Here is a 17,142-nt window from a genome sequence, read left to right as displayed (position 1 = left end):
GCGTTCCCGTTGAATAAAGTCAATTCTCCGCACAGACCCGCTGTTTGTGCGTATGCTGGTTGACTAGGAATAGTACTAAATGTATTATGGGAGTAAGTAAAACTTAGCTAAAGACTGGGAACGGGAAGAGTAGGTCGTCAGCCCTTCAGAGAGCGGAATTGTAATTGCTGTGAATTTCCGCAGGATGCATGCCACCGAAGTCGCCCCGGAGTCGCCCTTCCGAAGGTTAAGCCGTTATCAGGCTGATCGTGTAGGATGTGGCCGGACGCAGCCGTTATCTGCATGAGTGTCGCGCTAAGCTTGGAGAACCGCAGGTTCCCGGGCACAGGGTTATTTGGTATTAGCGCGAAACAAAGGTGGTACCGCGAAAGAATGGCCTTTCGTCCTTTGAGACGAAAGGCCTTTTTGTATTTTCAGAAGAAGAAGAAATTAATGGAGGTTCTGAACATGGCTGATGACATCAAAGCGGCAGAGATGCTGCCGGACACGCAGGAAGCGGCAGCGCAGGCTGCGGCTGACAATAGCGCTAAGAACGACATGCCTACTACTTACGACCCGAAAGCGGCAGAGAACAAGTGGTACACCTACTGGATGGAGAATGAATTCTTCAAGGCCGGCCAGCGGCCGGACGCAGAGCCTTACAGCATTGTAATCCCTCCGCCGAACGTAACAGGGATGCTGCACATCGGGCATGCGCTCGACTTTACCCTGCAGGACATTCTGATCCGTACCAAACGGATGCAGGGCTATGATACCCTCTGGCTGCCGGGAACGGACCATGCCGGGATTGCTACACAGACGAAGGTTGAGCAGAAGCTGCGCCAGCAGGGCATTTCCCGCCATGACCTGGGCCGCGAGAAGTTCCTGGAGCAGGTATGGGCCTGGAAGGACCAGTATGCCGAAACGATCCACGGGCAGTGGGCGAAGATGGGCCTGTCCCTGGACTATTCCCGCGAACGCTTCACCCTGGACGAAGGCTTGACCAAAGGCGTACGCCAGGTTTTTGTTGAGCTGTACCGCAAAGGCCTGATCTACCGCGGCAAGCGCATCATCAACTGGGACCCGGCTGCACGTACAGCCCTGTCTGATATTGAGGTTGAATACAAAGAGGTTAACGGACACCTGTACCACCTGCGTTATCCGCTGAAGGACGGCAGCGGCCACATTACTGTAGCCACTACACGTCCGGAGACGATGCTCGGCGATACAGCGGTAGCGGTGCATCCGAAGGATGAGCGTTATAAGGATCTGATCGGCAAAACACTGATCCTGCCGATTATCGGCCGTGAAATTCCGATTATTGCTGATGATTACGTAGAGAAGGAATTCGGCAGCGGTGCGGTTAAGATTACTCCGGCCCATGATCCGAATGACTTTGAGGTAGGCCAGCGCCACAATCTGCCGCAGATCAATGTGATGGATGAGGGCGGCATCATGAATGAGGAAGCCGGACCGTATAACGGCCAGGACCGCAGCGAATGCCGCAAGAACATCGTAGCTGACCTGAAGGAGCAGGGCGTTCTGATCTCGATCGAGGATCACGTACACCAGGTAGGCCACAGCGAGCGCTCCGGCGCCGTAGTTGAGCCTTACCTGTCCACCCAGTGGTTTGTAAAAATGCAGCCGCTGGCTGAGGTGGCCATCAATGCGCAGAAAGAAGGCAACGGCGTTAATTTTGTTCCTGAGCGTTTCGAGAAAACCTACCTGAACTGGATAGAAAATGTCCGCGACTGGTGTATCTCCCGCCAGCTGTGGTGGGGACACCGCATTCCGGCCTGGTACTCGGAGTCCACAGGTGAAGTGTTCGTAGCCTACAGTGAAGAAGAAGCCCGCGAAATAAGCGGACTTGATGATCTGAAGCAGGATGAAGACGTGCTGGATACCTGGTTCAGCTCGAACCTCTGGCCGTTCGCCACACTGGGCTGGCCTGACGAGAGCAGCAGCGACTACCAGCGCTACTATCCGAACAACGTGCTCGTTACCGGATACGATATCATCTATTTCTGGGTAGCGCGCATGATCTTCTCCGCCTTTGAATTTACCGGCCAGAAGCCGTTCGCCGATGTATTCATGCACGGTCTGGTACGCGATGCCGACGGCCGCAAAATGTCCAAATCGCTCGGCAACGGGATCGATCCGCTGGATGTTATCGAACAGTACGGCGCGGACGCTATGCGCTATATGATTTCTACCGGTATTACTGCCGGGCAGGATCTGCGTTTCCGGATGGAAAAGGTAGAGCAGGCGCGCAATTTTGCCAACAAGATCTGGAACGCATCACGCTTTGCGCTGATGAATCTGGAGGGCGTGAACTTTGCAGATATTGACATTTCAGGTGAGCTTACAACGGCCGACCGCTGGATTTTGCACCGCCTGAACGAAACTTCCCGCGATATTACGCGTCTAATTGACGCGTACGAGTACGGCGAGACCGGCCGTCTGCTGTACAACTTCATCTGGGATGATCTGTGCGACTGGTATATCGAGTTCGCGAAGCTGTCGCTGTACGGTGCGGATGCGGCTGCCAAAGCCAAAACCCAATCCGTGCTCGCTTACGTGCTCGACCGCACGCTGCGCCTCATTCACCCGTTCATGCCGTTCATTACCGAGGAGATCTGGCAGCATCTGCCGCACGAGGGTGCAACGATTACGCTGGCAGAGTGGCCTAAGTACGACGCAGCGCTGGAAAGCCCTGAGGCTGTGGCCGAAATGAACCTGCTAATGGACATTATCCGCGCGGTACGCAACATCCGTGCAGAGGTTAATGTACCGATGAGCAAAAAGGTAGAACTGATCATCAAGGCAGGCAGTGCAGAAACACTCAGCATCATTACCCGCAACGACAATTACATCGGACGCTTCTGCAACACGTCTTCGTTTGAAGCCGGACTGGAACCGCAGACGCCGGACAAAGTAATGTCCGCTGTCGTTACCGGAGCAGAGCTGCTGCTGCCGCTGTCGGGGCTGATCGATATTGACCAGGAAATCCTCCGTCTCGAAAAAGAAGTGCAGACGCTGAACAGTGAAGTGGAACGCGTTGAGAAAAAGCTTGGCAATCAGGGCTTTGTTGCCAAGGCTCCGGCTAAAGTCATCGAAGAGGAACGGGCGAAGCAGGCGGATTATTCCGCTAAGCGCGAGAAAGTGCTGGCCCGCATCGCAGAGCTGAGAGGATAAGGGATATGGAAGAGATGATCGGGAGCGGTAACGCCGCTCCTTTGGGTTCTTATACAGAAGCAGTGGACTGGATCAACGGGCTGATCCCCTTCGGTATCCGTCCGGGGCTGGAGCGGATCGAGCTCCTGATGGAGAAGCTCGGCAACCCGCACCGCAGGCTGAAGTTTATTCATGTGGCGGGAACGAACGGCAAGGGCTCGACCTGTGCTTTTCTGACAAGCGTGCTGCTCAAAAGCGGCTATAGTGTAGGAACGTTTACATCCCCCTACATTACCAAGTTCACCAACCGTTTTCAGTACAACGGTACGGATATTCCCGAAGATACCCTTACTGCGCTTGCAGAGAAGCTGCGTCCCTTAGTGGAAGAGATCGCCGCCGGCGAGCTTGGTTCACCGACGATGTTCGAGGTCGCGACAGCATTGGCTATCCTCTACTATGCCGAATGCTGTTTCCCTGATGTAGTCGTATGGGAGACAGGGCTTGGGGGAAGGCTGGATGTAACGAACATCGTAATGCCGGTTGTTTCCGTTATTACCAATGTCGGGCATGATCATACTGATGTCCTGGGCGATACACTGGAGAAGATTGCCTTTGAGAAGGCCGGGATTATTAAACCCGGTGTTCCTGTGGTCAGCTGTGTCAGCCAGCCGGAAGTGATAGCTGTCCTGAAGGAGCGGGCTGAGGCCTGCCGTTCCAAGCTCTATCTGGCAGGGGAAGATTTCAGATATGAGCTTACAGGAATCGAAGAAGGTGTACAGAGCTTTACCTTCAAGGGACCGTTCCGTGAGCTTCAGGTCGGGATCGCCATGAAAGGCGAGCATCAGCTGAGCAACGCGGCCGGAGCAATGATGGTTGTTGAGGTTTTGCGCCAGTATATGGCGTTCATGCTGGACGATGAGGATGTGCTGGATGGCTTCCGCGATACCTTCTGGGCCGGACGCCTGGAGGAAGTAAGCCGGCATCCGCGGATTGTACTTGACGGTGCACATAATCCCGAAGGAGCGGAGAGCCTGGCCAGAAGCCTGCCGCAGTTTTATAAGTACGGTAAATTAAATTTACTCATGGGGATGCTGGCTAATAAGCATCATGAGTCATACTTCAAGCATATACTGCCTATAGTGGATACGCTCATCCTGACCGAACCGGATTTCCGGAAGAAAATGGACGCTAAAGAACTGCAGGCCATCGCAGAACGTCTGCGGGATAAATATGCCAGGAACCATTTGGAAATCATAGTAGAACGTAATTGGGGCAAGGCGCTGCAGCTGCTGCAGTCGATCACGTCGGAGAAGGATCTTGCGGTCGTGTCCGGCACATTGTATCTGATTTCCGATGTGCGCAGTACGCTTTTGCAGCAACCCGATTCTGAAAAAGGCTGGTGACGAACTGTTGGATACTACTGAACGTGTGCATTTTATTGGGATCGGCGGCTACGGTATGAGCGCGATTGCCCGGGTAATGCTGGAAATGGGATACACGGTTACGGGCTCCGATGTGGCTGCCCAGGAATTAACCGAGAAACTGATTGCCAAAGGCGCCAAGGTCTATATCGGGCATACGGCCGAGCAGGTTAAGGGTGCCGATCTTGTTGTCTATTCAACCGCGCTTGCAAGCGACAATGTGGAGTGGGTGGAGGCCGAGCGCCTCAACATCCCGGTGCTGCACCGTTCCCAGATGCTGGCGCGTCTGCTGAATGAACGCAAGGGCGTTGCCGTTGCAGGGGCGCACGGCAAAACCACCACCTCCTCCATGATTGCATTGATCATGGAAGACTGCGGAGTGGACCCGACATATATTATCGGCGGGGAGATTATGAATGTCGGTACAAATGCCAAGGCAGGACAAGGGGAATACGTTGTAGCCGAAGCAGACGAGAGCGATGGCTCCTTCCTCCAGTACCATCCTTGGCTGGCTATTGTAACCAATATTGAAGCAGATCATCTGGAAAATTACGGCGGTGATTTCGGCAAGCTGAAGGCCGCTTACGTCCAGTTTATGAATCAGCTGCGTGAAGACGGCACGGCGATTGTATGTGCTGATGATGAGACAGCCAGCTCTCTTTTGTCTGAAGTGAAGGGCAGCATTATCACTTACGGCATTGATTCTCCGGATGCGGACTACACTGCTACTGATATCGTGCTGGGGGACAGACAGGTCTCCTATACGATGAATCATCAAGGGCGCGTGCTGGGCAAGATTGAGCTGTCCATCCCGGGCAAATACAATCTGTACAACTCGATGGCTGCGGTAATCGCCTGTCTGAAGTCAGGCGTTGCCTTTGATGCCATTGCTGCCGCCATTGTGAAATTCCATGGCGCCAAGCGCCGCTTCCAGGTGCTGGGCGAGGTTAATGACATTCTGGTCATTGATGATTACGCCCACCATCCGACAGAGATCCAGGCTACGATTAGCGCCGCTAAGGCAACCGGCAAACGGATTATCGCCGTATTCCAGCCGCAGCGCTATACGCGTACCTTCTTCCTGCTGGATGCGTTCAGCCGCGCCTTCAGTGAAGCCGATGAGGTCATTATTACGGATATCTACTCGCCGGCAGGTGAGAAGCAGATTGAAGGAGTAACCTCTGCGAAGCTGGTAGAGCTGATTGTGCAGAACAGCAATTCCAGCGCAAGGCATCTGCCGACCAAGGAAGCGGTGCTTGCCGATCTGCAGGACCGTATCGCTCCCGGTGACCTGGTGCTCACCATGGGTGCAGGCGATATCTGGAAGGTAGGCTACAAGCTGGCCGAAGGCCTGCGGGAATAGGGAAAAGCACAGGAACAACAAGTAGGTTCTGCGTTCTGATTTCTAAATGCAGACGGATAATAACCAAGCAGCCAGAACGTGCCGATACTGAATCGGTGCGCTCTGGCTGCTTTTTTTTCCTGAAGGTAATCTTGTGTTAGGAGAAAATTGGATAAAGAAATAATGGGATTCAAATCCCGGGTACGGATTGCCGATAATAAATTTGATGTGCTGCATGCACAATGATAACGTTATTGATCCCCGGACATATAGGGTGGTGTGGATATGGAATTTCAGCTTGATATCAGAACCTTATTGTACCTTTTCATTTTAGGGAATTTATTTACGGGTCTCCTGATCACCTTTTACCGGTTCCATTCACCCAAGGATAGGGCTTCAGCCCTGTTTATCGGCGGTAAATGGGTGCAGGTGCTCTTTTGGAGCTCGATCCTCCTGTGGGATTATCTGCCGCATAAGCTGATGATCCCGCTGAGCAATGTCCTGATTCTGATCGGGGGAATACTGGAAATTACGGCACTTTTGATGATGATGGATATCTTCGGCCGTTCGGCCAGACTGTATTATGGGCTGCTGACAGCATTAAGTGTTACGAGCTTCTGTGTGATTGCGCTGTTCTTTAATCAGGCCAATCTTCGGGTAGCTTCAGCCTCACTGTCGGTGCTGCTGTATGTCCTCTATCCGGCTGTCCGGATGACTGCAGGTAAGCAGAAGCCCCCCCTGCACAGATTGACCGGGATTATTTTTTATGGCATTGCCTTTGTCATGCTGGGACGGTTTGTTGCTGCGCTGTTTATTGACCCGGAGATGGGCGCATTATCGGCTAATATGGCGCAGTATCTTTATTATCTGGGCATGTTTTTTATGCTCGTGTCAGGAACCGCAGCGTTCATCCTTCTCTCCAATGGGCATTCCTACGAAAAGCTGAAAAGAATCGCTACCTACGACTCCCTCACAGGTATCCTTAGCCGCAGGGCGTTTCTGCTCGCAGCGGAGCTGAAGCTTGCGCTTGCTGTAAAAAAAGGCAGGCCCTATTCCCTGCTGCTGCTGGATCTTGATCATTTTAAGAGGATTAATGATACCTATGGGCATGATAAGGGTGACGGAGTACTGCAGGAATTTGCCCTTACCGTTCAAAATAATCTTGGCAACGGCGCTTTGTTCGGAAGGGTCGGCGGAGAGGAGTTCGCTGCCGTTCTGTACGGTCTGGGTGAAGCTGAGAGCAGCCTTAAGACAGATCAGCTGCGCATGGCGGTAGCGGAAACCTCCGGGATTACTGGCACGGTTGGGTACACAGTCAGCATTGGCGTCATGACGATCATTCCGGATCAGCATACCTCGGTCAATATGCTGTTCAAGCTGTGTGACCGGGCACTGTACCAGGCCAAGCAGGAGGGAAGAAACCGGGTTGTCCGTTACAGCAGCCACTAGGCGGGAAAGAGCGCCAAAATACATATTAGGATTCAGGAATAATTCAGGGCAGGGAAGGTGAACCACATCGCGGCAGCGGTCAGTTTGGATTTTGAAACAATGCTGGTATGCCTTTTTATTGTCAACTTCTTTACTGTTCTGTTCATGCTGTCGCACCGTTCATGTTATACGAAAGGCAGCGGCCTTCGGCCATACATCATAGCCAAGCTGATTCACCTGCTGGTATGGATGCTACTGCTGACGGAGGCCGCTGTTGAATTGCGTGGCGTGCAGCTGCCGGTTATGCTGATAAGCCTGGCCGGGGGAATGATGGAAGCTTTTGCCCTGCTAAAGCTGCTGGGAGTATACAATTCCGGAATCCGGCGTTTATATTACAGGCTGGCAGCCATTTCGGGGGTCGGGGTGCTGCTGCTGGCGGAGCTATATCCTTCAGCGGAGCCGGCCGGCGCCCTGACTGCAGCTGCAGGTGCGGCAATGATCGTCTATCCTGTCTATTTACTCTGCATGAAGCTAGGGGAGACTCCGCTGCAAAAGCTGATCGGGCTGCTGTACGGCCTTGCCATTATTGCGCTGCTCGGGCAGGCGGTCCACCTGCTGTACGCGCAGCCCTTGGCAGGCTCGGCGGCGTCCCGCTGGCTGCAGGAGTTTTTTTATATCAGCCTGTACCTGCTGATGTTTCTGGGGACGGCCGGATACATGCTGCTCTCGCGGGAGCATACTTATGCTGAATTGGAGCGCGTGGCTACCTATGATGAGCTTACGGGAATCCTGAACCGCAGGGCATTTGTGGTGCGGGCCCGGCCGCTGATTGCTGAAGCAGCCAGAGCGGATGCGCCCTTTTCTTTTCTGCTCCTCGATGTGGATCACTTCAAGCAAATCAATGATACATTCGGACATGAGACCGGAGACAAGGTGCTGTGGGATTTTTCGCGCAAAATCGAGGCTCAGCTCAGCAGCAGCGACCTGTTCGGAAGATTTGGCGGCGAGGAATTTGCGGTACTGCTGCACGGGGCGGATGAGACCGCCAGTACCGGGATTGCCGAGCGGCTTAGGCGGTGCGTTCTGGGTGCGGTTATTGATGACACCTTGCTGCCGTATACAGTGAGCATCGGAGTGGTGACCATCCGCTCGGAGAAACGGGTACCGCTGGACAGATTATACAAGCTGACCGATTTAGCCCTGTATGAGGCCAAGCAAACAGGCAGAAACCGCGTCGTCAGAACCTATGAACACAGCAGTTTGCTGGACGAAAAAGTACCATCCTCTTAACAGCTTAACGGAGGAGGGTGCTTTTTTTGTTTTGACTGAAAAGATAGATTTATATAAAAGAAATAATTTAGAAATTTTTAAAATATTTTACCAGTTAATAGTGGGGAAAAGGTATTCATCCGGGTAATATATGCTAGACATCAGCGCAATACACATACATACACATATATAGATTGCAGGAGATGGGACGATGAAAAAGGAGAAAATACTGTTCATTTCCGCTGAGAACCCTTTTCCGCAGGACAGCGGCGGCAAGCTGAGGACTGGAAATATTCTAAACCTTCTTTTGGCAAAATACGATGTGGATCTGCTGACCTACAGGAATCAGAGGCCGGACAACCGGCATGGGCATGTCCCGGGTCTTGCTGTACATGAGGTGGAACGTACGATGAGCTACCGTAAAGCCATGCTCCGTTCGCTCTATAAGTGGCGAAACTGCTCATACTTGAGTCATGCGGATAAAGATATGAATGGCCGGATTGCCGTGCTCAGCAAGGAGAACCGCTATGATCAGGTCTTCATTTCACACAGCCTGCTCGGCTCCTGTATTGATATTGTACGCAGCGTGCTTCCGGAGGCAGTCATTATTACAGATGCCCACAATTTTGAGAGCAGCCTGTCCGCACAGCTGGCAAAGAAAAAGCAGGGAATAGCCAGGCTGTACTTCAGGCTTAATGCAGTGTGGACGAGAGAGGATGAACGGAAGCTGATGGATAAGACGAGTCTGCTGCTGGCGACCTCTGAACAGGATGGGTTGTCATTCAAAGCTCTTTCTTTTCACAATTCGCACAAGGTGCATGTCATCCCCAACTTTATCCGGATCAGCGACTATACTCCCAAGCCGGATTCAGGCAAGGAACAATGGATCATACTGCCGGGTAACATGAACTATTTTCCGAATATCAATGCCGCCTCCTATTTCAGCCGGGAAATCTATCCTCTTATTAAAGCGAAGCTTCCGGATATTAAATGGTATATCGTGGGCCGGGATGTGCATCCGGAGGTGGCTGCGCTGGCTGAAAGGGATCCGTCGATCGTTATTACCGGCTACGTCGACAGCGTGGCTGACTATGTGCACAGAGCCGGTGTCGTGATTGTACCGCTGCTGGAGGGCAGCGGTACCCGGCTGAAGATTCTGGAGGCCTGGGCGCTGAAAACGCCTGTTGTTTCAAGTACCATAGGAGCAGAAGGCCTCCTTTATGAGCACAACAAAAATATTTTGATTGCCGATAGCCCGGCTGCCTTTGCTGATAGTGTTCTGCAGCTGCTCGGTAACCGGGAGCAGGGAACAACACTCGCTGATAATGCATACCAGACGCTGCTGGCCCATTATGAGGCGGAGAGTGTGAAGCAGAAGCTGCTGAGCCTTGTCTGAACAATGTCATATTTAGAAATAAAAAAAGTTTTCTCCCATGAATCGACAATCTTTCACATTGAACTGCGCTACTATTGATCTACAACTAAAGTTTCAGGTTAACTAGAATCAAGGAGTCGTAAGAGATGAGAGAGAGAATGCTGTATCTGTCCGCCCGGAACCGGGGTCCGGAGGAAGAGATTGAGGAAGAAATGCGCACCGAAGGGATGATCGGCATCCTGCTGGAGAAATTCGATATCGATTTGCTGGAATACTGCAGCTACGGGCGGAAGACCCACCTGAGGCCTGATCCCGCATTGAGAATACATGCAGTTACTCCTGCACCGAGGCCGCATACTATCCTGAGAAATTCACTGAATAAGCTGCGCGGCAGCTCGTACCATACCGATACGCATAAAGATTTGCTGAATGAGATCAGGCACCTGTGCAAAACAAATGACTATAGTCACGTGTATATTACCCGGGGAGTGCCGGGCAACTGCGTGGAACTTATTTCATCCCTGCTGCCGGAAGCCTTTATTATCACAGACGCGCTGTATCTGGAGAGCCGGCATTCTGAGGGGAAGGCAGCCGGCAAGCGGGGTCTGAGCAAACGTTATCACATGCTTAATGCAGTGCTCTCCCGGCGGGATGAGCGCAGGCTGATGAACAAAACCGGACTGCTCCTGACCGCTTCGGAGTGGGAGGCGCTGTCCTTTAAGGCCCTGTCCTTTGCTGATGCAGGGAAGGTCCATGTGGTGCCGCAATTTATAGATCTGGACGAATACCGGTTCAGCGAACCAGCCGTCAAGGAGGATGCGGTTCTGCTGCACTGGAATATGCAGACCAGCCAGGGCAAGAACACTGCGCTGACCTTCCTTAAGAAGGTGTTTCCGCTGATCAAGGAGAAGGTGCCGGGCTGCAAATGTTATATTGTCGGCCCTGAGATTCATCCGGAAGTGGCAGCACTCGCCAATCTGGATTCCTCAGTACAGGTTATAGAAGAAGGCAGTGCCGTCCAGGAATACATACGTCGCTCCAAAGCAGTAGTAGCCTCCCTGCGCGAAGGCTGCGGCGGCCAGCTGCGGATCCTGGAGGCATGGGCGCTGCGGACGCCGGTAGTTACCGGCCAGAAGAGTGCAGAAGGATTAAACTGTGAGCCGGGCCGCAACATTCTGCTTGCCGGTACAACCGGGGAAATGGCCGACCAGGTGTTAAGGCTGCTGCAGACGCCGGAGCTGGGACCCATTATCGCTGATCAGGCATACCGGACACTGCAGAAGCATTATGAAGCAGGTAATGTCCGGGCTAAAGTGCTGAGCCTGGTGTAAAGATATTATTATCTCAAAATAGCATATCCCTCTCTTCTCTATCATATATTCTCTTAAAGAATTGAAGATAGCGAGGTGTGGGATTTGAATAACGGAAAGATGACGTTCCGCTTTGATACAGGCAATGGCAGGGATAAGTCCGGACAAGCAGGAAGCATAAAGGATTCGGATTCCGGTAACGTTAAGAGTTACGAGGCGGCTAAGGATTATGACATAGTCAAGGATTACCCTACCCCGCTGCATCGTGCCGATGTTTCTGAAGAAGGCCGGGCATACAATACTGCCGGCGATTCCGGCTTGCGGGAGCAGTACAGACAATATAGGGACAGCGTGTCCGAAGCCGAACCGGTACCGGTGCACTATGGGGGCCGGGATGACCATAGCCGCCGGTCCGAACGGCCGGCACCGTCCTTCTTCCGTCCGGAGCCGGTGACTGACCTGTGGGAAAGAACACCACCGCGCCGGACTCCGGAGGTTATCCAAGAGGACGGGTACGGTGACAGTGACAGTTATCCTGAGACTTATGCGGAAAATGAGCCGGGCACGTTCGGGGATATTTCCTACTCCGGAGTCAGTTACGGGGGCGGAGGCTCATATCAGACCCGCCGGCCGACCCATTGGTGGAAGTTTGCCCTATCCATCGCGGGGGCCCTTGGTACAGGGCTGCTGCTGGGATACGCTGCGCTGAATTTCATCAGCGGCGTGAACGACGGCGGCAGCGGATCTAAGCCCGCTGCCGTGCAGAATGCCGATGCAGGGGCTAACGGCCAGCAGGCTGCCGGCGGTGCTGCATTGCCGTCTGCGGCCGGCAGCAGACCGGTTGCAGTTGCTTCGCAGAGCTATTACCTGCTTCAATACGGCGTGTTCAGTACACCTGCCGGAGCAGAGCAGGCGCAGCAGGAGCTGCTCGCTGCCGGGCTGGCCGCAGGAGCTGATCCCGAAGGCGGCAACCGTGTCTATGCTGGAGTGTCGCCTGACCGTGAGCAGGCCAAGCTGCTAAGCAGCGGACTCAAGCACCAGGGGATAGAGCTTTACGTCAGGGAGGTTAAGCTGCCAGCCTTGGAACAAGCTGCTTTTTCCGGAGAGGGTGCGGCGGTAGACAGCTATTTCGCGGCCAGCACAGAGCTGCTGAATGAGCTAAGCAGCCTGTCGGCCTCCTTGCTAAGCGGCGCTTCCGGGTTGCCGGACGCCGCTGCCGTCAGCAATCTTCATATGCAGTGGACCGAAGCCGTCAAAGCGCTGGAGCCTGGCCTGAGCGCGCAAGGGCAGAGCCTGTGCGCAAGTCTGCAGAAAGCTATGAGCCAGGGGATTGCCGCCCTGAATGAATACTTCAAAAACCAGGCGCAGGGCCTGCTCTGGGAGGTGCAGGAATCCATGCTGAGCTTCCTTAAAGGTCAGAAGGCCCTGCTCTCCCTGCTTGCTTAGACTGGTGAAGTCCCCCGGCCGCGGTAACCCCGCGGCCGGGGGACTTTTGTTTGGGAGAATAGGGTTCCGTTTTTTGGGCTAAATCTGCCGGCTGGAAGCGTAGGTGTGGTAATCATTTCCGCTGAGGATTTTGAGTTTGTATTGAGCCAAGTTTCACCGTATAATAATTAGGGTGTCAAAAAATGGCGAGGGAAGACGTGGATGAAGAAGAAAAATGTAGGAACATTGCTGTTATTTCTTATTCTGGGCTGGCTCGCCGGTGCGTGGATCGCAAAGCTGCTGGAGCCTGTAAAAGCCCTGTCTTTGCTTACAGCTTCGACTGTCCTGTCATGGTCGCCGCAAGCCGATTTGGACATCATAACCTACGACATCACTATTCATTTGAAATTGTGCCTGCTCAGTCTTGCCGGTATGATTACAGCCGTGTGGCTGTACCGCAGGCTGTAGCTTTCAAGCTGCTGACTTTAGAAGGGACGTTTATACAGTGGAGCATGACAACTCACGAATCATTATCCTTGCTTCAGGCTCACCACGCCGCCGGGAGCTGTTATCCAATCTTGGCCTGCCTTTCGAGGTGCTGGTCAGTGATGCGGATGAGAGTACGCCCGCAGATTATACACCGGAGATGATCGTGCATACCCTGGCTTTGCGCAAGGCGGAAGCCGTCATGCCTGCCGCCCGGGATAGGAATGCAGTCATTGTCGGCAGCGACACTATTGTCGTGCTGGACGGTAAAGTACTGGGCAAGCCTAAGGATGCGCAGGACAGCCATGCTATGCTGAGCATGCTTCAGGGTCGTACACATGAAGTGTATACCGGCGTAGCCTGCATCGGGCTGCCGGACGGCAGGTCCGAAGTGGCGCACCGGGTAACTTCAGTAACCATGAGAGCACTTGGCGAAGAGGAAATCTCCGCCTACATAGCGACTGGAGAGCCTGCTGACAAAGCCGGCTCCTATGCGATACAAGGGTTTGGTGCCACGCTGGTCGAAGAGATCCAGGGCTGTTATTTTAACGTGGTTGGACTACCGCTGTCGCTGCTTGGCGGCATGCTGCCCCGGTTTGGCATATCTGTGCTGGGCCGGCAAGGATAGTACAGGAGAGAGGGATAGGGATGGAGTCGCACACATTTATGCTGCGGGACCTCCCCCATGAAGAACGACCACGAGAGCGCATGATGCATTATGGGGCAGAATCACTCAGTCAGGCGGAGCTGCTGGCAATCCTCCTGCGCACGGGAACGCGCCGGGAATCAGCCATTCACATTGCCCAGCAGCTGCTGGGCCATTCAGGCGGACTCCGCGGGCTCGCGGACCTGAGCATTGAAGAACTTACGAATATCAAAGGCATCGGCCCTGCCAAGGCGGTGCAACTGAAAGCTGGCATAGAGCTGGGCAGGCGGATGGCGAACTCCAGGCTTACCGAGCCGGTCATCATCCGCAGCCCGCAGGACGCAGCTGAGATTCTGACAGAGCAGCTGCGTTATCTACAGAAGGAGCATTTTGTCTGCCTGTTTCTGAATACGAAGAATCATGTAATTGCACAGGAAACCTTGTCGATGGGCAGCCTTAACGCATCAATCGTGCATCCGCGCGAGGTGTTCCGGGCTGCCATGAAATGCAGCAGTGCAGCGATTATCTGTGCGCATAATCATCCTAGCGGCGATCCTGCGCCGAGTCCCGAGGATATTTCCCTGACCTCCAGACTGGTTCAGGCGGGCGAAATTGTCGGAATTGACGTACTGGATCACCTGATTATCGGCGACAGCCGGTTTGTAAGTTTGAAAGAAAAAGGGTACATGTAATATAATTGTGCAGATTCACTAGGAAAAGGAGAATACAAGCATGTTAGGTGGTTTTACGAAAGATTTAGGGATTGACCTGGGGACAGCGAACACGCTCGTCTATGTACGCGGTAAGGGAATTGTAGTGAGAGAGCCTTCCGTGGTGGCCATTAATACTGATACTAAGACAATTGAAGCGGTAGGCGAATCTGCCAAAAAAATGATCGGCCGCACGCCGGGCAACATCCGTGCTATCCGTCCGATGAAAGACGGCGTTATCGCTGATTTTGATACGACGGCGACGATGATCAAATACTTCATCCGCCAGGCGCAGAAGCAGCGCTCCATGTTCCAGCGCCATCCGAACGTGATGGTCTGTGTGCCGTCAGGCATTACTGCGGTTGAGCAGCGCGCCGTTGAGGATGCAACCAAGCAGGCAGGCGCACGTGAAGCCTACATTATTGAAGAGCCTTTTGCTGCGGCAATCGGTGCAGATCTTCCGGTGTGGGAGCCAACAGGCAGCATGGTGGTCGATATCGGCGGCGGAACGACTGAAGTTGCTGTTATTTCGCTTGGCGGTATCGTTACCAGCCGTTCTGTACGTGTAGCCGGCGATGAAGCGGATGAGTCCATTATCCAGTACATCAAACGCCAGTATAACCTGATGATTGGTGAACGTACGGCTGAGCAGCTCAAGATGGACGTAGGTTCGGCTCTGCCGCTGGAAAAGGCGGAAACGATGGAGATCCGCGGCCGTGACTTGGTAACCGGACTGCCGAAGACGCTGACCATTACTTCAGATGAGATTTGTGAAGCGTTGTCTGATACAGTAAATGCAATTGTCGAAGCTGTAAAAGTAACGCTAGAGAAATGTCCTCCGGAGCTCGCAGCCGACATTATGGACCGGGGCATTGTACTGACCGGCGGCGGCGCACTGCTGCGCAACCTGGACAAGCTGCTTGCCCGTGAAACAGGGATGCCGGTCATTGTTGCCGAGAATCCGCTGGATTGTGTCGTTATCGGCACAGGCAAGGCGCTGGATAACATTCATCTGTTCAAGAGCCGCAACAATACAGGACTTCGTCAGAAACGTTAGGCCTACTGTTATTTGTGCACATCAACCCCTGATATGGGTGGAATACGGTTGTTAGAGGGTGTTGAAACTGTTTAAACTGTTTAACAATAAACGTCTGTTCATCCTGCTGATTACACTGGTGATGTTCATCGTGGTCATGGGCTTCAGCCTGGGGGCGAGGAAGTCCTTGTCCTGGCCGGAGAATTTCCTCAGGGATACGACCGGATTCGTGCAAAATTTGTTCTACAAGCCCGCTGGATATGTAGCGGGCTTCTTCCAAGATATAGCAAATTTGCATGATTTGGCCGAAGAGAACGAGCAGCTCAAAATTCTGGCCGCCCAGTATGCCCGGGACAAAGCGATCTATAATTTCACCAAAGCGGAGAATGAGCGCTATAAGGAAAGACTGGAGTTCAAGGAAGCCCAGAAGAAGCTGTACGATTATGAACTTCACATTGCGCAGGTCATCAGCCTGACGACAGAGCCCAGCAACAGCTCGGTTGTAATTGATCTAGGTTCGAAGGACGGAATTAAACCCAACATGTCTGTAATTTCGTCTGAGGGGATGGTCGGTGTTATCAGTCAAGTGAGCAATTTCACCTCGACGGTGAAGCTGATGACGATGATGGACAGTAAGGACCCTAATTCCCAGCCGCCGATTGCCGGAACCGCGCTGAACAAAGAGCAGAACAGCTTCGGCATGATCGAGAGCTATGATCCGCAGACCGGATTGCTGGAAATGAACAAAATTCCGGTTGGCGATCCGATCGCTGTTGGTGATACCATTATTTCTTCAGGCGGCGGAGGAGTATATCCGCGTGGTTTGACCATTGGTACTGTAAAGAGTGTTCAGGAGGGAGCCTATGGCTATACCTCAACTGCCCTCATAGAACCTACGGCCAATTTTCAGGACTGGAAGGATCTGTTCGTGGTGTTTACGGAGGAGCGTGCTGAATAGTGAGGATGCGCAGATCAGTACTTGTCCTGTTATTATTTCTTCTGTTTATTGTTCAGGGAACCCTTTTGCCATGGCTGCTTCCGGATGCCTGGGAAATGAGAATCATCCCTAATCTTGTCTTTATCGTAATTCTATTTGTTACTGTGTATCATCACCGGCATACAGCACTTATTCTGGGTTTAGCCTTCGGCATGCTGCATGATGTGGTTTTTTATGGAAGAATCCTTGGGGCCCATTCCTTTGCGATGGGCTTATCCGCCTATCTGATCGGTCTGGTTTTCCAGCTTCCCCGGGCGCCTCTGCCTCTGATGATGACGGTTGTCCTGCTCGGAAGCCTGCTGGAGGACAGCATCCTGTTTGGCATTTACAGTGTATTCAACCTGAACAGGGAACCATACAATTGGGCACTTCTGAATCATATGCTGCCGACCATGCTGTTCCATTTCGCTATCGGGCTGCTTCTGTACATTCCGGTAAGGCGCCAGCTGGAGCTTATCAAGAAAGAGACCAGCAAGAAGGAAACGGCATAGCCGGGCTCTGCATTTTCTTTCAGGCAAAGCAGGAATTTACCTGATCCGGAACG

14 protein-coding genes and 1 other annotated feature are annotated in these 17,142 nt (G+C 53.0%); all 14 genes read left to right on the top strand.

The window, feature by feature from the left end:
- The first annotated feature begins 107 nt into the window (after positions 1-107).
- Positions 108-391, top strand: a binding site (T-box leader).
- Between the two features lie 83 nt (positions 392-474).
- The 14 genes from AC4G46_RS25565 to mreD all read left to right on the top strand — a co-directional run bounded on the left by AC4G46_RS25565 (position 475) and on the right by mreD (position 17,089).
- Positions 475-3,174, top strand: a complete 2,700-nt coding sequence (locus tag AC4G46_RS25565; protein WP_491128976.1) for a valine--tRNA ligase — start codon at positions 475-477, stop codon at positions 3,172-3,174.
- A 5-nt stretch (positions 3,175-3,179) separates the two neighbouring features.
- Complete coding sequence (locus tag AC4G46_RS25560; protein WP_491125176.1) at positions 3,180-4,556, top strand: bifunctional folylpolyglutamate synthase/dihydrofolate synthase; 1,377 nt, start codon at positions 3,180-3,182, stop codon at positions 4,554-4,556.
- Between the two features lie 7 nt (positions 4,557-4,563).
- Positions 4,564-5,937: a UDP-N-acetylmuramate--L-alanine ligase gene (gene murC / locus AC4G46_RS25555; RefSeq protein WP_491125175.1), complete on the top strand. Its 1,374-nt coding sequence runs from the start codon at positions 4,564-4,566 to the stop codon at positions 5,935-5,937.
- 264 nt (positions 5,938-6,201) lie between these two features.
- Positions 6,202-7,365, top strand: a complete 1,164-nt coding sequence (locus AC4G46_RS25550; protein WP_491125174.1) for a GGDEF domain-containing protein — start codon at positions 6,202-6,204, stop codon at positions 7,363-7,365.
- Positions 7,366-7,449: 84 nt separating this feature from the next.
- Positions 7,450-8,634, top strand: coding sequence for a GGDEF domain-containing protein (locus tag AC4G46_RS25545; RefSeq protein WP_491125173.1), 1,185 nt, complete (start codon positions 7,450-7,452; stop codon positions 8,632-8,634).
- 190 nt (positions 8,635-8,824) lie between these two features.
- The gene (locus AC4G46_RS25540) at positions 8,825-10,009 is read left to right on the top strand and encodes a glycosyltransferase family 4 protein (RefSeq protein ID WP_491125172.1); all 1,185 of its coding nucleotides are present in this window, start codon (positions 8,825-8,827) and stop codon (positions 10,007-10,009) included.
- A 125-nt stretch (positions 10,010-10,134) separates the two neighbouring features.
- Positions 10,135-11,319, top strand: a complete 1,185-nt coding sequence (locus AC4G46_RS25535) for a glycosyltransferase family 4 protein (RefSeq protein ID WP_491125171.1) — start codon at positions 10,135-10,137, stop codon at positions 11,317-11,319.
- An 84-nt stretch (positions 11,320-11,403) separates the two neighbouring features.
- Positions 11,404-12,744: an SPOR domain-containing protein gene (locus tag AC4G46_RS25530; RefSeq protein ID WP_491125170.1), complete on the top strand. Its 1,341-nt coding sequence runs from the start codon at positions 11,404-11,406 to the stop codon at positions 12,742-12,744.
- 201 nt (positions 12,745-12,945) lie between these two features.
- Positions 12,946-13,191 (top strand): DUF4321 domain-containing protein, encoded by a 246-nt coding sequence (locus tag AC4G46_RS25525; protein WP_068728431.1) that lies wholly within the window; start codon positions 12,946-12,948, stop codon positions 13,189-13,191.
- 37 nt (positions 13,192-13,228) lie between these two features.
- The gene (locus AC4G46_RS25520; RefSeq protein ID WP_491125169.1) at positions 13,229-13,837 is read left to right on the top strand and encodes a Maf family protein; all 609 of its coding nucleotides are present in this window, start codon (positions 13,229-13,231) and stop codon (positions 13,835-13,837) included.
- A 20-nt stretch (positions 13,838-13,857) separates the two neighbouring features.
- Positions 13,858-14,547, top strand: coding sequence for a RadC family protein (gene radC / locus AC4G46_RS25515; RefSeq protein WP_221803993.1), 690 nt, complete (start codon positions 13,858-13,860; stop codon positions 14,545-14,547).
- 40 nt (positions 14,548-14,587) lie between these two features.
- Positions 14,588-15,622, top strand: a complete 1,035-nt coding sequence (locus AC4G46_RS25510; protein ID WP_068728428.1) for a rod shape-determining protein — start codon at positions 14,588-14,590, stop codon at positions 15,620-15,622.
- Positions 15,623-15,680: 58 nt separating this feature from the next.
- Positions 15,681-16,559: a rod shape-determining protein MreC gene (gene mreC / locus AC4G46_RS25505; protein WP_491125168.1), complete on the top strand. Its 879-nt coding sequence runs from the start codon at positions 15,681-15,683 to the stop codon at positions 16,557-16,559.
- Positions 16,559-17,089 carry a rod shape-determining protein MreD gene (gene mreD, locus AC4G46_RS25500; protein WP_491125167.1) on the top strand — a complete coding sequence of 177 codons (531 nt, stop codon included), beginning with the start codon at positions 16,559-16,561 and terminating at the stop codon, positions 17,087-17,089. The genes mreC and mreD overlap by 1 nt, the downstream gene beginning before the upstream one ends.
- Positions 17,090-17,142 lie beyond the last annotated feature (53 nt).

It is taken from the genome of Paenibacillus sp. fava2, from assembly GCF_058313675.1.
Note: the sequence above shows the minus strand (reverse complement) of the source record. Positions and strands in the feature narration are given on the sequence as shown.

What these genes read in the sequence shown, in the direction of transcription:
- AC4G46_RS25565 (WP_491128976.1), top strand. Translation starts at nt 475, where the DNA reads ATGCTGCCGGACACGCAGGAAGCGGCAGCGCAGGCTGCGGCTGACAAT.
- AC4G46_RS25560 (WP_491125176.1), top strand. Translation starts at nt 3,180, where the DNA reads ATGGAAGAGATGATCGGGAGCGGTAACGCCGCTCCTTTGGGTTCTTAT.
- AC4G46_RS25550 (WP_491125174.1), top strand. Translation starts at nt 6,202, where the DNA reads ATGGAATTTCAGCTTGATATCAGAACCTTATTGTACCTTTTCATTTTA.
- AC4G46_RS25540 (WP_491125172.1), top strand. Translation starts at nt 8,825, where the DNA reads ATGAAAAAGGAGAAAATACTGTTCATTTCCGCTGAGAACCCTTTTCCG.
- AC4G46_RS25535 (WP_491125171.1), top strand. Translation starts at nt 10,135, where the DNA reads ATGAGAGAGAGAATGCTGTATCTGTCCGCCCGGAACCGGGGTCCGGAG.
- AC4G46_RS25525 (WP_068728431.1), top strand. Translation starts at nt 12,946, where the DNA reads ATGAAGAAGAAAAATGTAGGAACATTGCTGTTATTTCTTATTCTGGGC.
- radC (WP_221803993.1), top strand. Translation starts at nt 13,858, where the DNA reads ATGGAGTCGCACACATTTATGCTGCGGGACCTCCCCCATGAAGAACGA.
- AC4G46_RS25510 (WP_068728428.1), top strand. Translation starts at nt 14,588, where the DNA reads ATGTTAGGTGGTTTTACGAAAGATTTAGGGATTGACCTGGGGACAGCG.